This is a genomic window from Campylobacter sp. 2018MI34 (assembly GCF_016598975.1).
Taxonomy (GTDB): domain Bacteria; phylum Campylobacterota; class Campylobacteria; order Campylobacterales; family Campylobacteraceae; genus Campylobacter_D.
The window spans coordinates 23,064-44,912 of sequence record NZ_JAENKS010000001.1 but is presented as its reverse complement, the minus strand read 5'-3'; the positions used below and the strand labels follow the sequence as shown (position 1 = coordinate 44,912).

Genomic DNA, 21,849 nt, shown 5'->3' with positions numbered 1-21,849 from the left:
TGATTTTATTTTGCTAATTTAAATTCTGCACGTCTATTTTGTGCATCGCAAGCTTTTGTTTTTTCTGTACATACAGGATTAGTTTCTCCATAGCTTTTAATAGAAATTCTATCTGCATTTACACCTTGAGAAACTAAAGCTTCTTTCACAGCTTTTGCTCTTTTTAAGCCTAAAGCTTGATTATATTCATCTGTTCCCCATTCATCACAGTTTCCTTCAACTGTTATACTAACTCCGCTTACTTCAGTATTAAAAATATTTGCATTATCTTGAACTACTGATTGCATATCAGGTCTGATATTAAATTTATCAAAATCAAAATAAACTTTATTTAAAGTATCATTTAATCTATTGATTTTACTGTCAATACTTTCAAAAGTATCGTTACTTCCACTACCCGGTCTAGAATCAACAGAACTATCACTCTCTACAGTGGTACTTTTTGTACTACAACCAGTAATGATTACTGCAAAAGCGGCAATCGAAGTTAAAAGAATTTTTTTCATTTTGCAACCTTTCAAAAATTAATGAATTCTTTAGATTATATCTAAAATTTTAAATTATTTCAACACTATATTTACCAGTCTATCGACTGAATTTTACCTAGTTTTAATGGAAAATAAAAAGCTTTATTAGCATTTACTCTTATAACTCCTAAAGCACTTTGAGAGCCTAAATATTTAATAAAAACGATACTTCCTCCATCATTTGAAAATCTTGGAAATAAATTTTTACCATTAGCGGTTAATTGTCTAATATAATCACTTTTAATTGACATAAGATAAATGTTAAAAACACCAAATTGATTTGCTTCTCTGCTTGAATAAACTAAAAAATCTTTATAAGTTGAAACTGATGAATTATTTTTTCCATGAAAAACTACTTGTTCTGCAACATTGCTACCTAGTGTTTGCATAAAGATATTTGGATATCCTAAGCGATCTGAAACATAAACAATTTTAGAATCATCATCCCCGATGAAATTTCCATTAACATCAATTCCTGAATAGTTTGTTAATTTTTCTAATTTTTTAGTATTTAGTTCATATAGATAAACATCAGGCTGATCTTTAGGAGCCATAGTGATAAGAAGTTTGTTTCCATCTTCGCTTACATCACTTGCTACAACCATTCCTCCACTTGATAGTATTTTTGTTGCACGATTGTTTTTTAAATTATAAGAATAAAGGGTTGGCATTTCTGAATCATATGCTGTATAGTAAAATAATGTTTGCTCTTTATCTCCCCATTTTGGAAATAAATTTAACCCCCCGTCTATAATAACTTTTTGATAAGTTAGCGTATAATCTGCCATAATGATTTGGCTTTTTTTAGAGCTATTTGTTCTTGAGATTAAAATTTTATGATCCATCCAATCAACAGGTGCAAGGCCTAAAGCATTAACAGAATCTTTAACACTTTTATGCGCTAAAAATGGATATTGCTCTATAGATGATGAATAATTTTTATTTGATTTTTCAATATTGCCAGCCTTAATTTTAACATTAAGTTCTAAACTATTCGTATTTTTTGATAAAGAATATTCAAAAGTATAATTTGTTGATTCATTTCCGTTATTTGCAATTTCAAAATTTGAACTTACTTTTAAGTCATTAACAAGAATATTATAAAAATTTCTTTTTAAATTTTCATCACTTAAATTTGATGTATCTTTTACGATGATTTTTGGTAAAGCAATATCTTTATTGATTACATCAATAATTGGATCTTCTGCCCAAAGCGAGGTAAAAAAAATTAAAAAAATTAAAAAAAGTTTATTCATTTTATTTTCTCCATCTATTGTTTAATTTCAATTAGCTCATCACTTAAATTCATTGTAATATTGATACTTTGATTTTTAGGAGGATAAGCTATAAATTTACCTTGTAAATTTTCTAAAAAATCCATTACTTTTTTATCAAATGCTATATCATTACTTTTTTCTACAGAAGTATAACCAAATTTTCCATTACTATCTATAAAAATTTTTACCCTAACACTAAGATTTCCTTGTGATTTGTTTAATTTCCAACGTTCTTCTATAATACGTGTAATTTTGCCTAAAAACTCATCATAAATTCCTGTGCGTTGAGTTTGTTGTATATTGTTAGTATTGCTATTTTGGGTAAGAAGAGTATTGTCTAAATTTTGCACCAATTGTGAAGCATTTTGATCATTTGGCAATCTACTTTGTTCATTTGATTTAGTCGATGATTGAATTTTTGTTGTTTTTTCAGTTTGAATATCTTTAACATTTCCAAATAAATCATTAAAATTAGTTTCTTTTTGATCAATATTTTCAGTTTTAACAAATTGATTTGTTGTTTTTTCGAAGAGTTTAGCAATATCTATTTCTTCTTTAGTATCTGGATTTGCTATTTTATCTGAGTTTTGAGCTAATTCTATATCGATAAAACTATCTTCTAAATCAGTATATTTGATAGCAGGATCTTTAAAAACTACTATTCTAAAAAAAACAATTAAAACAATTAGAAAATAAACTACTAAAGCTAATAAAAAAGAATTAAGATTGCTAAAACCGCTATTTTTCATAGTTTATTCAGTTTGTAGAGCAACTTTATTAAAACCAAGATTTTTTATATTTTTTAATACAAAAATCACATCATCATATTTTAAGCTTTTGTCTGCTCTTATAAAAACTGGGTCTTGAATATTAAATTCATTTCTTATTTGAGCTAGATTGTCTGCAAAACTTATAAAATCAAATTTTTTTTGATTAATGATAATTTCTCTTTTTGCATTAATACTTACAATTAAACTTTTAATAGTTGGAGAACTAGTTGTTTTTTGAGAGCCTTGTGGTAAATTTATCTTTTCTTCATAACTTATAGAAGGAGCAGTTACCATTAAAATGGCCAGCAAAACAAGCATAATATCAACCAAGGGAGTAATATTAAGTTCTGGTTTATCATCATCAAAATTCATTTTAATCTCTATTTGAATTTAAAATTTTAATTTCACTATCAATAGTATTTATAACTTCATAAGCTCTTCTTTTAATGATTAAGTGAAAAGTATAAGCAGGGATAGCTACTAAGATCCCACATCCTGTTGCAATTAAAGCTTCACTAATTTTAGGGGCAATGATGCTAAGTGAATTTTGAGTACCAAGACCACCAAAAGTTTCAAGTATAGAAATTACAGTTCCAAAAAGTCCTATAAAAGGTGAAGTAGAAGCTATAATACTAAGCCAAGTCAATCCTATAGAAGACTTTTTTTGGGCTAAATTTTTATAAATTTCTAAATGATTTTGGCTATATTCAGTGCATTTTCTTAATATAGAATCTGTTTTACTAAGATCTTTTTCTCCAGATAAAAGTATTTCTAAGCTTTTTTGTTCTTTAGTTTTCCAAATATTTAAATTAGTAATTCTTGAAAAAAGTATAGAAAAAGATAAAATAAAATATAAAGAAAGCCATATTAAAACAATATAAGTAATCATACTAGAGTTATTAAAAAAATGAAAAATAGATTCAAGATTCATAGTTAGTAGCCTTTATTATCTAATTTTGATAATGTTGCGGCTAAAGCAGCATTATCCGAGCTTACTGATTTTATAAGTTCTTTAGCCTTTGTAAGATTTTTTTCAATTTCACTTTGATTGTCTCCACTTATCCAGATGGCTTCTTTGGCTAAAACGCAAACTTTATTTTCATTTACTTCACTATATCCTTCATTAATAGCTATTAGTTCGTGATTTAAGTCTTTTTTTTCAATATCAATTATTCCAGATTTTAATGACGAAATTAAACAAGCATGCCCTTTTAAAACACCAAATTCACCCTCACTTCCAGGGAGAGTGACTGATTTAATTTGATCTTTATAAATTAGACCAAGCGGAGTTACAATTTCAAAATTGATTAAATCATCCATAATTAACCTTTAAGCTTATCTGCTTTTGCAATTGCTTCTTCTATATTTCCAACCATATAAAAAGCATTTTCTGGTAAATGATCATATTTGCCTTCTAGAATTCCTTTAAATCCTAGGATGGTTTCTTCGAGAGAAACATATTTTCCAGGACTTCCTGTAAAAACTTCGGCGACAAAGAATGGCTGAGATAAGAATTTTTCAATTTTTCTTGCTCTTTCAACGATAAGTTTATCTTCTTCACTAAGCTCATCCATACCCAAAATAGCAATAATATCTTGTAGATCTTTATATTTTTGAAGAACAGATTGAACGCCACGTGCAACTTCATAATGCTCTTTTCCTATAATTTGAGGATCTAGCATTCTAGAAGTAGAGTCAAGAGGATCAACAGCAGGATAAATTCCTTTTTCAGCTATAGCTCTATTTAGAACAGTTGTAGCATCTAAATGTGCGAAAACAGTTGCAGGGGCAGGATCTGTTAAGTCATCAGCTGGTACATAAACAGCTTGAACTGAAGTAATAGATCCTTTTTTAGTTGAGGTAATTCTTTCTTGGAATTTTCCCATCTCGCTTGCTAAAGTTGGCTGATAACCCACAGCAGAAGGAATTCTTCCTAAAAGAGCTGACATTTCAGAGCCTGATTGAGAAAATCTAAAAATATTATCAATAAACATTAAAACATCAAGACCCATTTCATCTCTAAAATATTCTGCCATAGTAAGACCTGTTAAAGCAATACGATTTCTTGCTCCTGGTGGTTCATTCATTTGTCCATAACATAAAGCAACTTTATCTAATACGTTGCTTTCTTTCATTTCGTTGTATAAGTCATTTCCTTCACGCGTTCTTTCTCCAACTCCTGCAAATACAGAATAACCACTATGTTTAAAAGCAACATTATGAATAAGTTCCATAATAATAACGGTTTTCCCTACTCCTGCTCCTCCAAAAAGTCCTACTTTTCCACCCTTAGCATAAGGAGCTAATAAATCAACAACTTTAATTCCTGTTTCAAAAATTTCGCTTTTTGTGCTTTGTTCTTCAAAAGCTGGTGGATCTCTATGTATAGACCATTTTTTATCAAAATTGATTTCTTCTCCTTCATCAATTAGATCACCAGTTACGTTAAAAATTCTTCCTAAAACTTTTTCTCCAACAGGAACACTAATAGGACTTCCTAAAGCTTTAACTTCAAGTCCTCTTGTGAGTCCATCTGTCATATCCATAGCAATAGTTCTTACTCTATTATCTCCTAAATGTGCAGCAACTTCTAAAATAAGTTTTTGTTTTTTACCTTCATTTTCAAAATCAACTAATATTGCTTCATTAATTTTAGGTAAGTATTCATTAAAATCAATATCAACAACAGGTCCTAAAACTTGTGAAATAAATCCTTGCATTATATTAATTCTCCTTCAATTCTATTTCATTGACTCAACACCACTGATAATTTCAATCAGTTCTGTAGTAATTGATTCTTGTCTTGCTTTATTGTAAGCTAAATTAAGCTGTTTTACTTTGATTTTTGCATTATTTGTTGCATTATCCATTGCTTGCATTCTAGCACTATGTTCTGCTGCTAAAGAATCAATTAGTGCATAATACATATTGTATTCAAAATAAGTTTTTAATAAATCTTCTAAAAGATCTGTATTTTCTGGTTCTAAATCTATGAGCGAATTAGAACCTATATCAAGATCTTTTGAAGGCTCAACAGGTATAAGATGATTGATGAATAATTCTTGAGTAATCATATTTTTATATCCATTATGAATCAATATAACTTCATCAGTCAATCCATTTAAATAATCTTCTACAATATCTTTAATTACAAGCGATGCTTTTTCATAATTAGGGCTTGAACTTAATCCAAGGTATTCTTTAAAAAGTTTTTTTCCTTGAAAATTAAAATATTCAATTCCAGTTTTACCAATAGCTCTTAATCTAACATTAATATTTTTATTTTTATAATCATTTAAAATCTGATTTACAGCTTTAATGGTTTTAATATTAAAACCACCGCAAAGTCCTTTATCTGCTGTTATAAAAACTATATCAGAAGTTTTTATTTGATCTTTTTTATGGAAAAATTTAAATCTTGAATCATTTTCATCATATGTAATTTTATTAATTTCAAATGATATTTCACTTAACATTTGTTCAATTTTTTGAGCATAAATTTTTGCTCTACTTGCAACTTCTTCAGCTTTTTTAAGTTTAGCAGTAGAAACAAGCTTCATTGCATTTGTAGTTTTTTGAGTGTTATTAACACTCTTAATTTTTCTTTTTATTTCTTTTAAGCTAGACATTAAGAACCTTATAAGTTATTTGATTTAAATTCATTAATAGCTTTGATTATTTTTTCTTCTAATTCTTTATCTAAAGCTTTTTTTGAACGAATTTCTTCAAAAATTTCTGGATATTTTGATTCAATGAATGTATAAATTCCTTCTTCGAAATTTTTAATCTCAGAAACAGCAATATCATCTAAAAATCCTTTAGTTCCAGCAAAAATAATAATAATTTGTTTTTCGATAGCTAAAGGAGAATAAGGGGGTTGTTTTAAAACTTCTACCATTCTTTGACCACGTTCAAGCTGTTTTCTACTTGATTCATCTAGATCACTTGCAAATTGTGCAAAAGCTTGTAATTCTCTATATTGAGCAAGATCAAGTCTTAAAGTTCCTGAAACTTGCTTAGTTGCTTTAATTTGTGCAGCACCACCAACCCTAGAAACTGATAATCCAACGTTAATAGCTGGACGAATTCCTGAGTTAAAAAGATCTGTTTCAAGGAAAATTTGTCCATCAGTAATTGAAATAACATTAGTAGGAATATAAGCTGAAACATCTCCTGCTTGAGTTTCTATAATTGGCAAAGCTGTTAATGAACCTGCACCTAATTCATCATTTAATTTACTTGCTCTTTCAAGTAGTCTTGAGTGGAGATAGAAAACATCACCTGGATAAGCTTCACGTCCTGGAGGTCTTCGTAAAATCAAAGACATTTCACGATAAGCTACGGCATGTTTGCTAAGATCATCATAAATAATTAAAGCATGTTTAGAATTATCTCTAAAATATTCTCCCATTGTTACACCTGAATAAGGAGCAAGATATTGTAATGCTGCTGGATCAGAGGCGCCAGCATTTACAACAATAGTATATTCCATTGCGCCATGTTCTTCTAGTTTTTTAACTACTTGAGCTACATTACTTTGCTTTTGACCTATAGCTACATAGATACAAATAACATTTTGTCCTTTTTGGTTTATAATAGCATCTACTGCAACCGTTGTTTTTCCCGTTTGTCTATCTCCTATGATAAGCTCTCTTTGACCACGGCCAATTGGAACAAGGGCATCAATAGCTTTAATACCTGTTTGTAAAGGCTCATGCACGCTTTTTCTAGCCATAATTCCTTTTGCTTTTTCTTCTACAAAACGTGATTCATTGCTAGAAATAGAACCTTTACCATCAATTGGTTCTCCTAAAGCATTGACTACACGACCTATTAGAGCTTCTCCTACAGGAACTTTTAAAAGTTTTTTTAGTCTCTTAACACTACTTCCTTCTTTTAAGGTTTCACCTTTACCAAGAATAACAATACCAACACTACTTTCTTCAAGGTTTAAAGCCATTCCTTTTTCGCCATTTTCAAACTCAACCATTTCTCCGGCCATAATATTTTTAAGCCCATAAACTTTAGCAACCCCATCTGCAATAGAAATAATTTTTCCAGTTTCTTCAATTTCAAGGTTTAAATCAAAGTTTTCAATTTTTTCTTTAATTATTGAGCTGATTTCATCGGCTTTAAATTTCATTCATTCTCCTTAAATAGTTTTCAATATAAATTCACTTATTTTATTTTGGAAAGTTTTTATAGAAAAAGATATTTCATAATTTAAATCTTCTATATCAATTTTAATTTCATTGTTATTTGTAATTTTATTTTCTAGTTTAATTTGAGCTTCTAGTTTAGATTTAAGTTTTTCTTCAATTTCTTTTAAAATTTCTGTATCAAGTTTTTTTTCAGAATAAATAATTCCTTTATAGGTATTATTTTGAAAAGATTTTTGTTTTTGAAGCTCTTCGATAATCTCAGGAATAAATAAAAGTCTAGAATTATCTGCTAAAAGTTTTATAAAATTTTCAAAATAAGTATTTTTTTGATCAAGAAAAGAAAGTATAAAATTAACTTTTTTTTCTTTATGTATTTGTGTATTTTCCAATATATTTATAAAACGAGGAATGCAAAAAGCTTGGTAAATTATACATAAATTTTTATAAAATTTATCGAAATCTTTTCTTGATACAATAGCTTTTGCATATTTTTTAGCTATAAGTTTATCAGCCATTAAGATACCTTTTTCATAACAATATCAATCATATCATTTTGTTTTAAAATAGTATTTGACTCTTTAAAGAGTTCAGATAATATTTGAGATATAATTTCTTTTTCTATTTTTTTAGTTTCATAATTTTTTTGTTCTTCAAAATATTTATTAAGCAAATCAATTTCGTTTTGAGTTTCATTTTTGATTTTTTGAACTAAAAGTTCTGCTTCTTTTTTTGCATGATTTAATGCATTAACTGCTTCAGCTTTTGTTTCTTCAAGTTTTTTAGTCATTTCAAATTTTTTAGTTTTACTTTCTAATAGTTTTCTTTGAATTTCATCTAATTTTGAAGAAATTTGAAAAATACGATTTTTATAGAAATTTTTAAGTGGAGTAGCAATAAAATAATACAATATGGCAATAAATATTAAGAAATTAATCACTCTTGGTATTATGTCATAATCCCCATTATTAGAGCTTGCTAATGCATAGACTGGGAGTAAAAAAAATAAAAATTTTAACTTTTGCATTATTATCCTTAGATTCTTTTGATACTATTTTGTAGACTTTGTTTTAACTCTGGTAAATGTTCTAGTAAGCTTTCTTTTAATTGCTGTTTTTGATTTTCTAAATCTTTATAAAATTCTTGCATTTTATTTTCTATTTTTTCTTTCTCAAGTTTTATAAGCTCATTAGCTTCTTCTTTAGCTTTGTTTAGAGCTTCTTGTTTAATTTTATAAATTTCTTCCCTTGTATTTTTATGAATTTCTTCTACTTCTTTATTAACATCTAAAATTTCTTGTGAGTTTTCTTTTACTTTATTTTCATCATTTTTTATAGAACTGTTTCTTTCATCTATAAATTTTAAAAGGGGTTTATAAAGCATAGAATTCAAAATAACTATCATAGCTAAAAATATAAAAATAGTTGCTAATATTATGGAAAGATGGACATCATCAAACATAAAGCTCCTTGATTATTTTAATTTTTAAGCTTTTTATTATATCTTAGAAAAAATAATTTTTCAACTAATTTTTTCAATCATTTGTCTTAGTTTTTTTATTATATCGATATTTTTTAAATGTATGATAAGGTTTTTTTTATTTTTTTCACATCTAAAACCTTTGTTATTTAATGATTTTATAAGTTCTTTAAGCTCATTTTCAAATTCAGTATTATTTTCTAAATTAGCATTTTCTTGATTTTTGATTTTTTTAACAATTTTTTCAGTATCATGAACGCTTAGTTGTTGCCCAATAATGCTACTTGCAATCATTTTTTCATCTTTTTTGTTTAATCCTACAAGAATTTTAGCATGTCCTTGTGAAATTTTTCCTTCGATAATAAGATTTTGCGTACTTGGATCTAAATTTAGAAGTCTTAAAGTATTAGTGATTTGCGTGCGACTTTTATTAACAAGTGATGCAAGATTTTCTTGGGTAATTTTGTGAATTTCTATTAGATCTTTATATGAATTTGCAAGTTCAATAGGATTTAAATTTTCTCTTTGAATATTTTCTATAAGTGCCAATTCTCTTAACTTTTCTTCTTTGGCATCAGAAACTAAAGCAAGTATATTTTCATATCCTAATATTTTATAAGCTCTAAGTCTTCTTTCTCCTGCAACAAGAATATAATGATTTTCTTGTTTTAAAACTATAATAGGTTGGATAAGTCCATATTGTTTAATAGAATTTGCTAATTCATTTAAAGCTTCTTTGTCAAAATATTTTCTTGGCTGAAAAGGATTGACTTTAATTTTTTCAACCGGAATTTGAATGGTTTTGTTTTTATCAAGCCCTAATTCTTTGCTATAAACTTCATCTATATCGCCGATAAGTGTTGCTAAACCTTTATTTTTATTTAATCCCATTTATTTATCCTAAAATTGAATAAGCTAAATTCTGATATGCTAAAGAACCAGGAGATTTAATATCATAAAGTATGATAGGTTTACCAAAACTAGGACTTTCAGCAAGTTTTACATTTCTTGGTATAACTATGAAATCATCTTCGTTTCCATTGATTGTAAAAAGTTGTTTTTTAAAATTTTGTTTTAAATCTTCAACTACATCTTTAGAGAGATTATTTTGAGAACTATACATTGTTGGTAAAAATCCTCTCACTTTTAATTTAGGGTTGATTGTTTTTTTGATTACTTTAATAGTGTTTAAAACCATTGCAACACCCTCTAGAGCATAAAATTCACATTGTATAGGGATGATTACACTATCACTTGCAGCAAATGCATTGATAGTAATACTTCCTAAAGCAGGAGGAGAATCTATAATAATAAAATCATATTCATTTTCTACTTCTTTAAGTTGGTTTTTAAGAACAATTTTTTTTTCATTACTTTCACCTTTAGCAAGTTCTTGTTCTATGCCAACTAATCCTATATTAGAAGGGGCAAGATGAAGTTGATTGAGTTCGGTTTTTAAAATAATATCAGAAAGCTTTTTTTTGCCTATAAAAACATGATAGATATTATATTCATAATTATTTCTATTAAATCCCAGTCCAGTGGTTGCATTTGCTTGAGGATCAACATCTATTAATAAAACCTTTTTTTCAGCAACAGCCAAAGAAGCAGCTAAATTAACGGCGGTTGTTGTTTTTCCTACTCCACCTTTTTGGTTTGCAATTGTTATAACTTCGCTCATCTTAAACTATATACCCTTTTATTATTTAATAATATCGATCCATCTTCATATAAGAAAGCATCTTTTAAAGAAAAGATTTTTCCTTCATAATGGACATTAAATTGTTTTGATTTTTCAAATTCTATCATATACTTGCTAAAAATATTCTTCCATAATTTTTTTTGCATTAAAGTTTCTATAAATTTTAAAACTAATTCATCTAATTTTATATCAATATCCAATAAGGAGCTATTTTCAGGGCAATATTTTAAATTTAGTCCTATCCCGCCTATAATAAAATTTTTAATTTTTGTGCTTATTATTCCTCCAATTTTTTTATTTTCTATGTATAAATCATTAGGCCATTTAAGCCAAGTTTTTGATCCTTTTTGAGCTAAGATTTCTTTTAATAAATAAGCAAAATAAATACTTATAGAAGCTAAAGGTAAGTCTTTAGGAAGATCTTGCTTATCAATACAAAAGGAAAGATGTAAATTTCCTTTAGAGCTTTGCCAAGAATTTTCTCTACTCCCAATACCATTTGTTTGTTCAAGTGCATAAATAGCTAGATTTTTTTCTATTTTATTTTTACGAATTTCATCACATAAAAAAAGATGAGTTGAGGCTATTTTGTCAATACAAATAATTTCCACATTTTAACCTTTTTCCATTAAGGTAAGTGCGTCCATCTAAGATCTTTTTACCATTTTCTTGGATTTTTTTAATACGCAAAATTCCTTGTTTGCAAGTAAGTAAAAAACTTTCTTTTTCTAATTCTAAAATTTGTCCCTCTTTAGTGTGCTGTGTTGATTCATCTATAAGTTCAAGTTCTAGAAATTTTAAACCTTTATCTAAAAAAATTCCAGGCCAAGACATAAAGGCTAAATATTTTTGATAAATTTTTTTTGCATTATCTAGAGTGATTAAACCATCTTCTTTTTTAATTTTTTTACAATATGTTGCTAAATTTTCATCTTGCACTATAGGAACAATAGAGTTATAATTTTTTAAAGTGCTAACACAAAGTTTTGCCGCCAAATGAGCCAAAAGTTCAAAAACTTCTACAGCATTTTTATCTTTTATATCACACTCTATGCTTTCAAGTATAGCTCCAGTATCAAGTCCAGCATCCATTAACATTGTGCAAACTCCGCTTTTTTCATCTCCATTTAAAATGGCACTTTGTATAGGAGAAGCACCACGGTATTTTGGTAAAAGCGAAGCGTGTAGATTAATACAAGGTGCAATATCTAGGATATTTTTAGGCAAGATTTTTCCATAAGCAGCAACGACTATAAAATCAGGTTTTAAATCTTTTATCTCATCAATAATTTTTTCATCTTTTAAGCTTTTTGGTGTAAAAATAGGAATATGCGGTGCATTTTGACTTAAAAATATTTTTGTATCACTAGGTGTTAAAATTTGTTTTCTTCCTACTGCTTTATCAGGTTGAGTAAAAAGAGCTAAGATATTAAATTTTTTATCTATTAATTCTTTTAAAATACAAGTTGCATAAGAAGGTGTTCCCATAAAAATAATGTTTTTCATATTTAATTTACCTATATTAAAATACTTTGAATTATAATAAATATAGGTAAATTATATATTTAGTTAAAATTAAAATTCCATGTTCCTTGATTTGTTTCGATTTCAACTTCTAAAATTTTATTACAGCCTGAAAGTGGAACTTGCCAACTTTGACCATAAGATAGAGTTTTTTCTATTTTTATATCTTTTTATCCAATAATCCACCCGCTCTGCAATCTCCCTTTCCTCTATTAGGTATTATCTTTGTAATTTCTATAGTATTTACCAAAGAAGTGATCTCTAAATACTGGGTATTGTATTAAAAATAGGGTTATATCTTTCGCCTAGTGAAATTTCAATTGGAGCTTCTTTATCGCTACAAGCAATAAATAATAAAGCACAAAATAGGGCTAAAAACATTTTTTAATATATTTTCTCCTTTTTTAATCTATTATAATAGAGTGAAATAAAATTATAAAACAAATATACCTTAATCTATCATAATAGATTAAGGTATAAAATTTGGCTTATCAGTTTAATCAAAATGAAATAGATAATTTTTATAAAAAAATTGCAAAAAATGTTTCTAGATTAAGGAGAGAAAAAGGTTTGTCTCAACTTGAATTAAGTCTTGAAATAGGTTATAAGTCTTGCTCTTTAGTAGGTGGAGCTGAAGCAGGATATAAAAATATACATTTTAATCTTGAACATCTTTATAAAATTTCAAAAGTCTTAGATATAGAAATGGCAGAATTTTTTAAAGAGTTTTAAATCAACTTTTACTAATCATTGATAAAATCCTATTTAATAAAAAGTTATTTTACATTATAAGTTTTTATGATTTGAAGAGAAAACAAAATGTTGTTTTTGTTAATTTTCAAATAAAGTTCCGCCTATTTGTTTATTTTCAAGTAAAAATGCCTTAATAACACTTAAGTCAAAGCCACTTGCTAAAAACATTTTTTTATTATTTTCAAGTAAAAATTTAGCAGCTTTTAATTTGGTGATAATGCCTCCAGTTCCATGCTCGCTTCCAGTTTTTACTGACATATCAAGCCAAGAATCAAGAATTTTATCGACTTTATCTAATCTTTTAGCATCTTTAAATTCGCTAGGATTTTTATCATAAAAACCATCAATATCACTTAAGATTACAAGTAAGTTGGCTCCAAAATAATATGTTGCATAAGCACTTAAGCTATCATTATCTCCAAAAACTATTTCTTCTATGGCTGTGGCATCATTTTCGTTAATAATAGGCAAAATCCCTAAATTTATCATAGCATCAATAGCATTTTTAGCGTGTTTTGTGGCTTTTCTTGAATCAAAATCTTTAGCAGTTAGTAAAATTTGTCCGCCTATTTTATTGAATTTAGATAAAAATTCATTATAAACACTCATTAAATAAGGCTGTCCAATAGCAGCTAAAACTTGTTTATTGATTAAATTTTTCCTATCAATGTTAAGTTTTGTATATCCAGCTGATATAGCAGCTGAAGTTACTAAAATCACTTCATATTTTTTCATCAAAGTTGTTAAAAACTCAACTAAATTGCCTAAACGTTTAAGGCTTAAAGCATTATCTTCGCTAATAACGTGAGAACCTACTTTGATGATTATTCTTTGCATTTTTTTTCCTTATAAAAATCAGATAAAATCCATATAATTTTGTTTAAAAGTTCTAAATTTTCCACATCTAAAATATACCATTGTTTAGCTTTGGGAAAAGGAAATCCAAGCTCATTTTCTCTTAATAATTCTTCAAGACACGGAAGTTTTTTTGTATATAAAGTATTATTGCAAATTAAAAATGCTGAGTTAGAATTTATATATATACAGTATTCTCCAAACATTTTTTTTGCGTTAAAATTAAAAGGCGTATCGCAAGCTTTTAAACATTCTAAAACAAAATCTTTAAAATCATTACTACTTGACACATTTTAATCCTAAAATTTTATAAAATTTACCATTTTATTTTTAAGTTTTAAAAATTTATTTTATTTAATCATTTAAATTTTTATCTTTTCTTAAATTTTTGATTTCTTTTAAAAGAATAAATTTAAGCTCTTTAAGCCCTGTTTTTTCAAGACTTGAAACGTTAATCAAAAAGCTTTGGATATTGTTTATTTCTTTTAAATAATTTTTTAAATTTTCTAAATTTAGGGTTATTTGCTTAGCAAATTCTTCTCCTAAATTTACACTATCACTTTTTGAAATCATTATGCCAAATTTTCTTTCATAAAGTTTAGATGAAAATTGTTTAAGTTCATTTCTTAAGATGATAAATTGTTCCTTTAAACTCATTTCTCTCATAGGATCAAGCACAAAAAGTAAAAAACTTGTTCTTTCAATATGTTTTAAAAATTCAAGTCCTAAGCCTTTTCCATTGCTTGCCCCTTCAATAATACCTGGAATATCCGCCATTACAAAAGAATTGTATTCATCTACATCTACAAGCCCTAATTTTGGAGTAAGTGTTGTAAATTCATAATTTGCAATCTCAGGTTTGGCATTAGATACTACGCTTATAAGGGTCGATTTTCCTACATTTGGAAAGCCAACAAGTCCTACATCTGCAATAAGTTTTAATTCAAGTCTTACAAAACGACTTTCCCCTTTTATGCCTGGTTGTGCATAATCAGGTCTTTGGTTGGTTGCGTGTTTAAAATGTGTATTCCCAAGCCCGCCTTTTCCACCTTTTAAAAATAATTCTTTTTGTCCTTCTTTGGTTAAATCAAGCAAAACTTCATTTGTGTTTGCATCAATAATTTGAGTTCCTTCGGGCACTATAAGATTTAAATCTTCACCTTTTTTACCATTTTTATTGCGTCCCATTCCTGCAGATCCATTTTGAGCACGTAATTCTTTTTTTCCTTTAAAATTAGCTAAAGTATGTGTATTGTTATCACATATAAAATAAATATTTCCACCATTTCCACCATCGCCACCATCAGGACCACCTAAAGGCACGTGTTTTTCACGTCGAAAGCTTACAGCTCCTTTGCCTCCATTACCAGAGGTTAGGGTAATTTTAACACTATCAATAAACATTTATAACCTTAAAAATTTTTGAAAAAGTATATCAAAATAAAATAAAATTCAAAAATTTAACTTTTATAATGTTAATTATTTAAATTTTAAACCTTTATTTGTATTTATATTTAAGGTATTATTTTTTATTATTAAATATTATTAAAATGTAATATTAATAATAAAGAATTTAAATAAAAAATTATAAAATATTTTATGGTTTAATATCAATTCTTATAAGTTTTTGTTTAATGATAAATTTGAAGTGAAATTTTAAAAAATACAAAAATTGAATTTTTGTTACATTTATATTAATATCTAAAAGATTTTTTTGATATTTTAATTATATTTTGTTTCTCTTATTTTAAAAAATAAATAAAAGAGTATTTTTTATTTATATGATTAAAAATAATTTCTATTAAATTTTTAAAATACCAAATAAACTATTTATAATTAAAATTATAAATTATTATTAGTTTTTTTAATTTCGTTTTTATTGTTTTGCTTGGCAAGTTGTTATTTTAGGTCTTATTTAGAATTTTAAAATTTGATTTATATAAGTAATTTCTAGACTTTAGTCTAGAAATTAAGCAGGATAAACAGAAACTTTTTTTCTGTCTTTATCTTTTCTTTCAAATTTTACAAAGCCATCAATTAAGGCAAAAAGAGTATGATCTTTTCCCATACCTACATTATTTCCAGCGTGAGTTGCAGTTCCTCTTTGACGAATGATGATATTTCCAGCTCTAACAAATTCGCCACCAAATTTTTTAACACCTAAACGACGTCCTATAGAATCGCGATTATTTTGAGTTGAACCTTGACCTTTCTTGTGTGCCATTCTTTTACTCCTTAAGCTTTAATATCTATAACTTTAACACGGGTAAATTGTCTTCTAAAACCGCGTTTGAGTTTAGAGTCTTTTCTACGTCTTTTTTTATAAATAATAACTTTTTTATCTTTTCCGTGGCATATAACTTCTAAGACAACTTTTGCACCTGCTATAAAAGGCGCACCTACCTTTAAATCCTTATCGTTGATAGCTAAAACTTCATTAATTTCTACGCTTGATTTAATTTCTGCTTCAAAATGATCAAGCTTTAACTCATCTCCAATACTAACTTTATATTGTTTTCCACTATGTTTAATAATAGCATACATATTACTTTTCCTTTTTAAGGTAAGTTACCATAAAGCACCAAATTTTTGGTTTAAAAGCTTTATTGGCCGATTAAAAGTTTTAATTCTAGCTAATTTTTCTTTAATTTTTAATGAATTTAAAAACCTAAATTTACTCCACCACCTTGTTCTATTTTATAATTTGCATCACGTCCTATTGTATAACCATTTCCATTATTTCCACTATTTAAAGGTCTGCAAATATCGCCTACTTTTACACTTCCTTCTATAATTTTTGCATAAGAAAGCTTTGGGCTGGTGCGTGTGATTTCAATATTTCCTGTTTTAGTTTCTACTCTTGCTGTATTTTCTTTGGTATAGGCATCTTTTATAACTTTTCCAAGTGAAAAACACTCATAAGTATCACCTTGATTTAAACTTTGAGAAAATACAACTTCATTGTTTTCAACGCTAGCAACTTTTAAAGGATAAATAGCATTTAAAATATCTCCTGAAATACGATTTGCTATTTGTTTAAGAACAGATTCATTGGCACTTAGACTATTATCTTTAAGATTTACTTTCATGCTTAAAGTATTGGAAAATTTAATTTGTCTTGTAGCAAATAAAAGCACACGATAATCTATTACTACTTCAACTTCTGTTTTAGTTTTTCCTGTAAGATTACTTGTTTTTTGTTTGCCATCAAGCCCTGAAATAGAAAATAATAAAATATAATCTGTGGCTAATACATTTTTAAGTTTATAAATTTCATCACTTGCTGTATCGCTACTTTTGATAATAGCTTTTTCCATTTCATAATATCCATTTGAGTCACGATCTAAAACGTTAAATTTACGACTTTGCAATAAATCAGAAATAATTTTTTGTTGCAAGCTTGCACCTATGCCACGTTTTATAGGATCTGGCGTTGAGTCAAATACTACTATGCTTCTTCTATTATCCGCACTGAGTCCAGGGGTTTGGTATTTTTTGGTTGTTGTGGTTTTTTTGATTATAACTTTAACATTAAATCCATTATCAGTTTGGGTTTTAGAAATAACTTCATAAGAATCAAAATTTCCTTTTGTTACACGACGAATTTCACCATTATAAGTTTTTTCTAAATTCTGTCCATTTTTATCTTTTTTGCTATGGGTTTTAAAATTTGTACTCTGACTTAAAGTGCCACCATACATACGAGATATAGCATCAGCTAAAGCTTTACCTATAGCTTGTTCATAAGTGCTACCATAGCCTTCGCCTTGTGTTTGTTTTGTTGTGCTAGTTGTAACAACTTTGGCATCTAAAAATGCCAAAAAAGTTAATAATATAAATAAAACTCTCATAAATTTCCTTTAAAAATCATCTACATCAAGGTTTGATGAATGTTTTACACTAGGTTTAACTTGCTTTGGGGTATTGTTAGATTTTATTGTCTCATAATTTGAATCAAATCTTTTATTAGCAGCTTCTATGCTATCCATAGAATAATATCGTATCACACCTACTATTCTATAATCACCCTTATCTATATCCCATATTCTTGCATCTTCAATTCCTCTTAAACTCATACTTGAATCAGCACTAAAATCTTTTGACATTTCTTTTATTAGTGAGGTTTGGGGTCCTGTTTTTTTAGCATTATAATTAGTAGTATCTCCTTGAGAAACAGCTTTCATCATAGCTTTTTTTACTTTTTCTTTTGTTGAACTATCTTTTATATTTGCCGATATACTTGAAGATAGAAATGCTGATATAAAAGCATCTGCTCTATTTCTAGCGCGATCTTCGGATTCATTTTGATACTCTGTATTCATTCCCTCTTCTTTTATAAAAGAGTCCATACCATAAGCTAAAATTGAAGGGCGACAATTTTCATTATAAAAATATTTTATACCTAAATGTGAAAGTAGATCTTCATCTTCTAAAGCATCTGCTATTTCATCAGGATTTTTACATTGTTCTTTTTTTTCTGTAGGTTTTGATTGATGACCTTGTTTTAAATCCCTAGCAAGTTGTAAAGAATTTGGTGTAGTATAAGCTAAAACACCCACTTGATATCCATCTTCATCATTTACTATAAAAGTTTCATAAGGAATTAAACCTGTAATTTCATCCATAGCAGTTTTTGAAAAAGCTTGATTATAAGTATTTTCAAAAATTTTATCTTCTATTTCTGCTATAAATTTAGGATCTTTTTTTTCAGGTGGTAATTTTTGCGTAAATGTAGATATAAGATTTTCTAAAACTTTAAAAATTTTATCTGCATTTTCTTGTGCATCTTTTAATTTTTTCAATTCTTTATCTGCTTCAGCTTGTAATTGTTGATTTAACTTATCATCTGGAATAGTTTTGTGAAAATAAGATAAAGTTTCTTTAATGGCAATAGTTCCTGCTTTTGATAAAACCATATTTGCTTTAAGATTTAAAACCGCTTCAGAATAAGACATAGCTAAATAATCATAATATTGTGGATCTTCAGGTCCTACGCCAATAGATGCTTTTGCAGTATAAACCATAGCTTGTGGATTTTTCTTTTTAAGAGCTTTGGCTGATTTATTCATAAGATCTGACAAATTTATCTTTTTTGGTTTTGTAACCGGTGTTTGTTCTGATTTATCCGGCTCGATAATTTCGACAGGTTGCGAACCTTGTCCATAAAGCAAACTTGCCACAACTAAAGAGCTAATTAATAATAATTTTTTCATTTTTTTCCTTTATAAATGTTATAAAAAAAGCCCAAGTTTGTTTTTGCAAACTCAGGCTAAAATTTTTTAAATAAATTTATTTTTACCAAGTAACTGATTTGCTTGAACCTGTTTTGTCAATAGTTTTTTCATCTTCCCAATATACAAGACCTGAATTTAAGTCAGTAACTCTTAATAAAAAGAAATATTCTACTTGAGTTTTACCATTGCTAAGTTTAACATTGTCTTGTCTTATTTTGCCTGCTAATGAAAAATCAGGTGAAACAAGTGTTCCTTTTTTGGCTATGGTGCTTTGATTAAATTCATCATTATCTCTTAATTCTCTAACATCTTCGCTCATACTATCAAGCGCTCCACCTGCTGCAACAGCTGAAGTTAATACAAATTTGCCTGAACGTCTTAATGCTGAGGTGATTTTTGCAGTAAGTTTTTCTGTATCAATTCTTTGAGGAGTATCATTTACTACTCTACCAATAGCAATAACTTTTCTTTGACCTGCTTTAATATTTGCAAAAGCTGGATCGCTAAGCATACTATTTATCATAGTTTCAGCTGCATTTTCAAAATCTTCTCTATCAAGACCTAAAGTAAGCGCGTCACCTTTTTTTACTTGACTTGCTTTTCCATCTGTATAAGTTGTTTGCACACAACCACTGAAAAATAATGCTCCTGCAAGAGCTGTAACTAAAATTTTTGTTTTTTTCATTTTTTATCCTTTAATTTTTTGTTTTAATATTAATTCTAAAATCTTTTGCTCTAAGATCAGCTGAAATTTTATGAATAATTACCTCTTGTTTGGCTGGAATTCTTAAATATTGGTATTCTTCATTTAAGACATCACGCAACACAAAGCCATTGCTATCTAACCAATCCACCTTATACATAATATCTTTAGAAAAAGTACTATATAAAATTACTTCAAATTCTAAATAACCATTATTGTTGATACGTTTATTAAATTGTTTTACCAAGCTTTTTGGTAAATTTGAATTTATTATTGCATTGTTAGAAGTGCTTGTATCAGCTTTGTAAGAAGCACAAGCACTAAAAAGCATTACTATAATAAGTAAAAGCCATTTTTTCATTTTTTAACCTTATTTTTGGATCAAATCTACACTAGTTGGTAAATAAGGTGCAAAAGAACGCACTATAATTAGAGCATTTTTATTTTTATCAATATTATTTTGATAAATTTCTTGCCTTTGTGGATCTTTTATGCTAATACTGCCTGAATTTTCAATCATAGCCACAGAAATACTTTTAGGCAAACCTCTCCAAGAACGCACATCAGCTTTATTTGTCGCTGCAGTTGCAACTGAGCTTGCTAAAGAAAACCAACCGCCGCTTGAGTCATTATTTGCCACAGCTGCATTTAAAGTAATTTTAATAATAGTTTGAGCTAAGGCTTTGCTAATCATTGCTGGCATATTGATTTTAAATTCAGTTGCTACAATATCATCTAAATCTACAACTTCAGTAGTATTAATACCATTGATATTTAAATTTTCAAAAGAAGCTTCTCTTTTTTTCAAAGTTTGCAAAGCAAGACTTGTACTAATGATATTTTTATTTACTATAAAAGGTAAAGTTATGCTAAATTCATCTTTTACTACACCCATACCATTTTCATAAACAACAAAAATATATTTTTTATTATTTTTAGAATTGATTTTTTTTGCATAATTGTTAAAAATTTTAGCTTCTTTTTGAATTTCTTTATTTTTAGGATTGATGATTGCTACTTCTCTAAATAAATCAGCCGCTTTTCTATAATCTTGATCCATAAAGAAAAATACAGAAGCAATATAAGTTGCATAAGGATTTACAAATTTTTTGGTTGTATCAAATTCTTTAAATAAACTATTATATTGTTCTTCGATAACTTTTGAGTTTTCATTCATATTTTTAGTATAATTTGGATCTTCTTTTTTAGCTTTTTCTAAATCTTCTCTATTTTGTGCAATTTGAGCTGCAAAATATTCTTTAGCCTTATCTTGACGCATTAAAGCACGATTAAATTCAACTCTAGCATTGGTATAATCATTTAAATTCATAAAATTAAGCCCTTTATAGACATTTACCATAATTCTTTCATATAAAGAACCATCATAATCAACAATACTATCATTTATTAAAGTAGTAGCTGCGAGTTTTGCACCCTTTTTTCCAACACTTTCTAAATCTACATCATATTTGTAAGCATCTTCTGCTGCATCGAAAAATTCATTGCTTTTGTTAAATTCTTTACAATTTCTTGCGATTAAACCTGTATTGATGCCTGTATAAATAATATCATCATTTTTTTGGATTTTTTCTAAATTTTCATTAAAAAAATCAGCACCGCAATATTTTTGAACTAAAGCATTTTCGAAATTTGAATTTACTTTAGCTTGATTAGCACAAGCTCCTAAAAATAAACAACTTAAACCTATTAAGGTAGTTTTTAAAGGTATTTTTGTCATAAGATTCCTTGAAAAGTAAATTAAATTAAACGAAACATTATAAAAAAATAAAAATACATTGAAAACAATCTTTAAATTTTTAACAAATTTTATTTACAAGATCAATACAATAAAAAAAAGGGGGAAAT

At 27.5% G+C, this 21,849-nt stretch carries 27 protein-coding genes; 1 reads left to right on the top strand and 26 read right to left on the bottom strand.

Annotated features, from left to right (window positions below; translation table 11 throughout):
• Positions 1 to 5: 5 nt before the first annotated feature.
• The 16 genes from pal to fmt form a co-directional block, all read right to left on the bottom strand.
• On the bottom strand, positions 6 to 506 hold the full coding sequence (pal, locus tag JG676_RS00250; RefSeq protein WP_200169248.1) for a peptidoglycan-associated lipoprotein Pal: 501 nt from the start codon (positions 504 to 506) through the stop codon (positions 6 to 8).
• Positions 507 to 577: 71 nt separating this feature from the next.
• Positions 578 to 1,783 (bottom strand): Tol-Pal system protein TolB, encoded by a 1,206-nt coding sequence (gene tolB / locus JG676_RS00245; RefSeq protein WP_200216972.1) that lies wholly within the window; start codon positions 1,781 to 1,783, stop codon positions 578 to 580.
• A 14-nt stretch (positions 1,784 to 1,797) separates the two neighbouring features.
• The gene (locus tag JG676_RS00240; RefSeq protein ID WP_200216971.1) at positions 1,798 to 2,553 is read right to left on the bottom strand and encodes a TonB C-terminal domain-containing protein; all 756 of its coding nucleotides are present in this window, start codon (positions 2,551 to 2,553) and stop codon (positions 1,798 to 1,800) included.
• Between the two features lie 3 nt (positions 2,554 to 2,556).
• The gene (locus tag JG676_RS00235; protein ID WP_200216970.1) at positions 2,557 to 2,946 is read right to left on the bottom strand and encodes an ExbD/TolR family protein; all 390 of its coding nucleotides are present in this window, start codon (positions 2,944 to 2,946) and stop codon (positions 2,557 to 2,559) included.
• Position 2,947: 1 nt separating this feature from the next.
• Positions 2,948 to 3,505: a MotA/TolQ/ExbB proton channel family protein gene (locus JG676_RS00230; RefSeq protein WP_200169252.1), complete on the bottom strand. Its 558-nt coding sequence runs from the start codon at positions 3,503 to 3,505 to the stop codon at positions 2,948 to 2,950.
• A 2-nt stretch (positions 3,506 to 3,507) separates the two neighbouring features.
• Positions 3,508 to 3,894, bottom strand: coding sequence for an ATP synthase F1 subunit epsilon (atpC, locus tag JG676_RS00225; protein WP_200169253.1), 387 nt, complete (start codon positions 3,892 to 3,894; stop codon positions 3,508 to 3,510).
• Positions 3,895 to 3,896: 2 nt separating this feature from the next.
• Positions 3,897 to 5,294, bottom strand: a complete 1,398-nt coding sequence (atpD, locus tag JG676_RS00220) for a F0F1 ATP synthase subunit beta (protein ID WP_200216969.1) — start codon at positions 5,292 to 5,294, stop codon at positions 3,897 to 3,899.
• Positions 5,295 to 5,315: 21 nt separating this feature from the next.
• Positions 5,316 to 6,203 (bottom strand): ATP synthase F1 subunit gamma, encoded by an 888-nt coding sequence (atpG, locus tag JG676_RS00215; protein WP_200216968.1) that lies wholly within the window; start codon positions 6,201 to 6,203, stop codon positions 5,316 to 5,318.
• A gap of 8 nt (positions 6,204 to 6,211) precedes the next feature.
• Positions 6,212 to 7,717, bottom strand: a complete 1,506-nt coding sequence (gene atpA, locus JG676_RS00210) for a F0F1 ATP synthase subunit alpha (RefSeq protein ID WP_200169256.1) — start codon at positions 7,715 to 7,717, stop codon at positions 6,212 to 6,214.
• Between the two features lie 9 nt (positions 7,718 to 7,726).
• Positions 7,727 to 8,251, bottom strand: coding sequence for a F0F1 ATP synthase subunit delta (locus JG676_RS00205; RefSeq protein ID WP_200216967.1), 525 nt, complete (start codon positions 8,249 to 8,251; stop codon positions 7,727 to 7,729).
• Entirely contained in the window at positions 8,251 to 8,760 is a 510-nt protein-coding gene (locus JG676_RS00200) for a F0F1 ATP synthase subunit B (protein WP_200169258.1), read from the bottom strand. The genes JG676_RS00205 and JG676_RS00200 overlap by 1 nt, the downstream gene beginning before the upstream one ends.
• Positions 8,761 to 8,768: 8 nt before the next feature.
• Positions 8,769 to 9,194 (bottom strand): FoF1 ATP synthase subunit B', encoded by a 426-nt coding sequence (locus JG676_RS00195; RefSeq protein WP_200169259.1) that lies wholly within the window; start codon positions 9,192 to 9,194, stop codon positions 8,769 to 8,771.
• Between the two features lie 60 nt (positions 9,195 to 9,254).
• A complete protein-coding gene (locus JG676_RS00190) occupies positions 9,255 to 10,103 on the bottom strand; it encodes a ParB/RepB/Spo0J family partition protein (RefSeq protein ID WP_200169260.1) in 849 nt (282 codons plus the stop codon).
• 4 nt (positions 10,104 to 10,107) lie between these two features.
• On the bottom strand, positions 10,108 to 10,893 hold the full coding sequence (locus tag JG676_RS00185) for a ParA family protein (RefSeq protein WP_200169261.1): 786 nt from the start codon (positions 10,891 to 10,893) through the stop codon (positions 10,108 to 10,110).
• Entirely contained in the window at positions 10,890 to 11,525 is a 636-nt protein-coding gene (locus JG676_RS00180) for a biotin--[acetyl-CoA-carboxylase] ligase (RefSeq protein WP_200169262.1), read from the bottom strand. Before JG676_RS00180 ends, JG676_RS00185 begins: the two co-directional genes overlap by 4 nt.
• A complete protein-coding gene (gene fmt, locus JG676_RS00175) occupies positions 11,506 to 12,420 on the bottom strand; it encodes a methionyl-tRNA formyltransferase (RefSeq protein WP_200216966.1) in 915 nt (304 codons plus the stop codon). Before fmt ends, JG676_RS00180 begins: the two co-directional genes overlap by 20 nt.
• Before the next feature lie 501 nt (positions 12,421 to 12,921).
• Here fmt and JG676_RS00170 point away from each other — a divergent pair.
• A complete protein-coding gene (locus JG676_RS00170) occupies positions 12,922 to 13,170 on the top strand; it encodes a helix-turn-helix domain-containing protein (protein WP_200169265.1) in 249 nt (82 codons plus the stop codon).
• Between the two features lie 99 nt (positions 13,171 to 13,269).
• Here the strand turns inward: JG676_RS00170 and proB are convergent, their stop codons facing one another.
• The 10 genes from proB to JG676_RS00120 form a co-directional block, all read right to left on the bottom strand.
• Positions 13,270 to 14,028, bottom strand: coding sequence for a glutamate 5-kinase (gene proB / locus JG676_RS00165; protein WP_200216965.1), 759 nt, complete (start codon positions 14,026 to 14,028; stop codon positions 13,270 to 13,272).
• Entirely contained in the window at positions 14,016 to 14,336 is a 321-nt protein-coding gene (locus JG676_RS00160) for a hypothetical protein (RefSeq protein ID WP_200216964.1), read from the bottom strand. Before JG676_RS00160 ends, proB begins: the two co-directional genes overlap by 13 nt.
• A 64-nt stretch (positions 14,337 to 14,400) precedes the next feature.
• Positions 14,401 to 15,450: a GTPase ObgE gene (obgE, locus tag JG676_RS00155; protein ID WP_200216963.1), complete on the bottom strand. Its 1,050-nt coding sequence runs from the start codon at positions 15,448 to 15,450 to the stop codon at positions 14,401 to 14,403.
• A gap of 565 nt (positions 15,451 to 16,015) precedes the next feature.
• Positions 16,016 to 16,270 (bottom strand): 50S ribosomal protein L27, encoded by a 255-nt coding sequence (gene rpmA / locus JG676_RS00150; protein ID WP_066778460.1) that lies wholly within the window; start codon positions 16,268 to 16,270, stop codon positions 16,016 to 16,018.
• 11 nt (positions 16,271 to 16,281) lie between these two features.
• A complete protein-coding gene (gene rplU, locus JG676_RS00145; protein ID WP_200169269.1) occupies positions 16,282 to 16,590 on the bottom strand; it encodes a 50S ribosomal protein L21 in 309 nt (102 codons plus the stop codon).
• 116 nt (positions 16,591 to 16,706) lie between these two features.
• The gene (locus JG676_RS00140) at positions 16,707 to 17,897 is read right to left on the bottom strand and encodes a CsgG/HfaB family protein (protein WP_200216962.1); all 1,191 of its coding nucleotides are present in this window, start codon (positions 17,895 to 17,897) and stop codon (positions 16,707 to 16,709) included.
• A gap of 9 nt (positions 17,898 to 17,906) precedes the next feature.
• The gene (locus tag JG676_RS00135) at positions 17,907 to 19,259 is read right to left on the bottom strand and encodes a hypothetical protein (protein ID WP_200216961.1); all 1,353 of its coding nucleotides are present in this window, start codon (positions 19,257 to 19,259) and stop codon (positions 17,907 to 17,909) included.
• Positions 19,260 to 19,341: 82 nt separating this feature from the next.
• Positions 19,342 to 19,965: a penicillin-binding protein activator LpoB gene (gene lpoB / locus JG676_RS00130; protein ID WP_200169272.1), complete on the bottom strand. Its 624-nt coding sequence runs from the start codon at positions 19,963 to 19,965 to the stop codon at positions 19,342 to 19,344.
• A 10-nt stretch (positions 19,966 to 19,975) separates the two neighbouring features.
• Positions 19,976 to 20,344: a YcfL family protein gene (locus tag JG676_RS00125; protein ID WP_200169273.1), complete on the bottom strand. Its 369-nt coding sequence runs from the start codon at positions 20,342 to 20,344 to the stop codon at positions 19,976 to 19,978.
• 9 nt (positions 20,345 to 20,353) lie between these two features.
• Positions 20,354 to 21,721, bottom strand: a complete 1,368-nt coding sequence (locus tag JG676_RS00120) for a hypothetical protein (protein ID WP_200216960.1) — start codon at positions 21,719 to 21,721, stop codon at positions 20,354 to 20,356.
• Between the last annotated feature and the right edge of the window lie 128 nt (positions 21,722 to 21,849).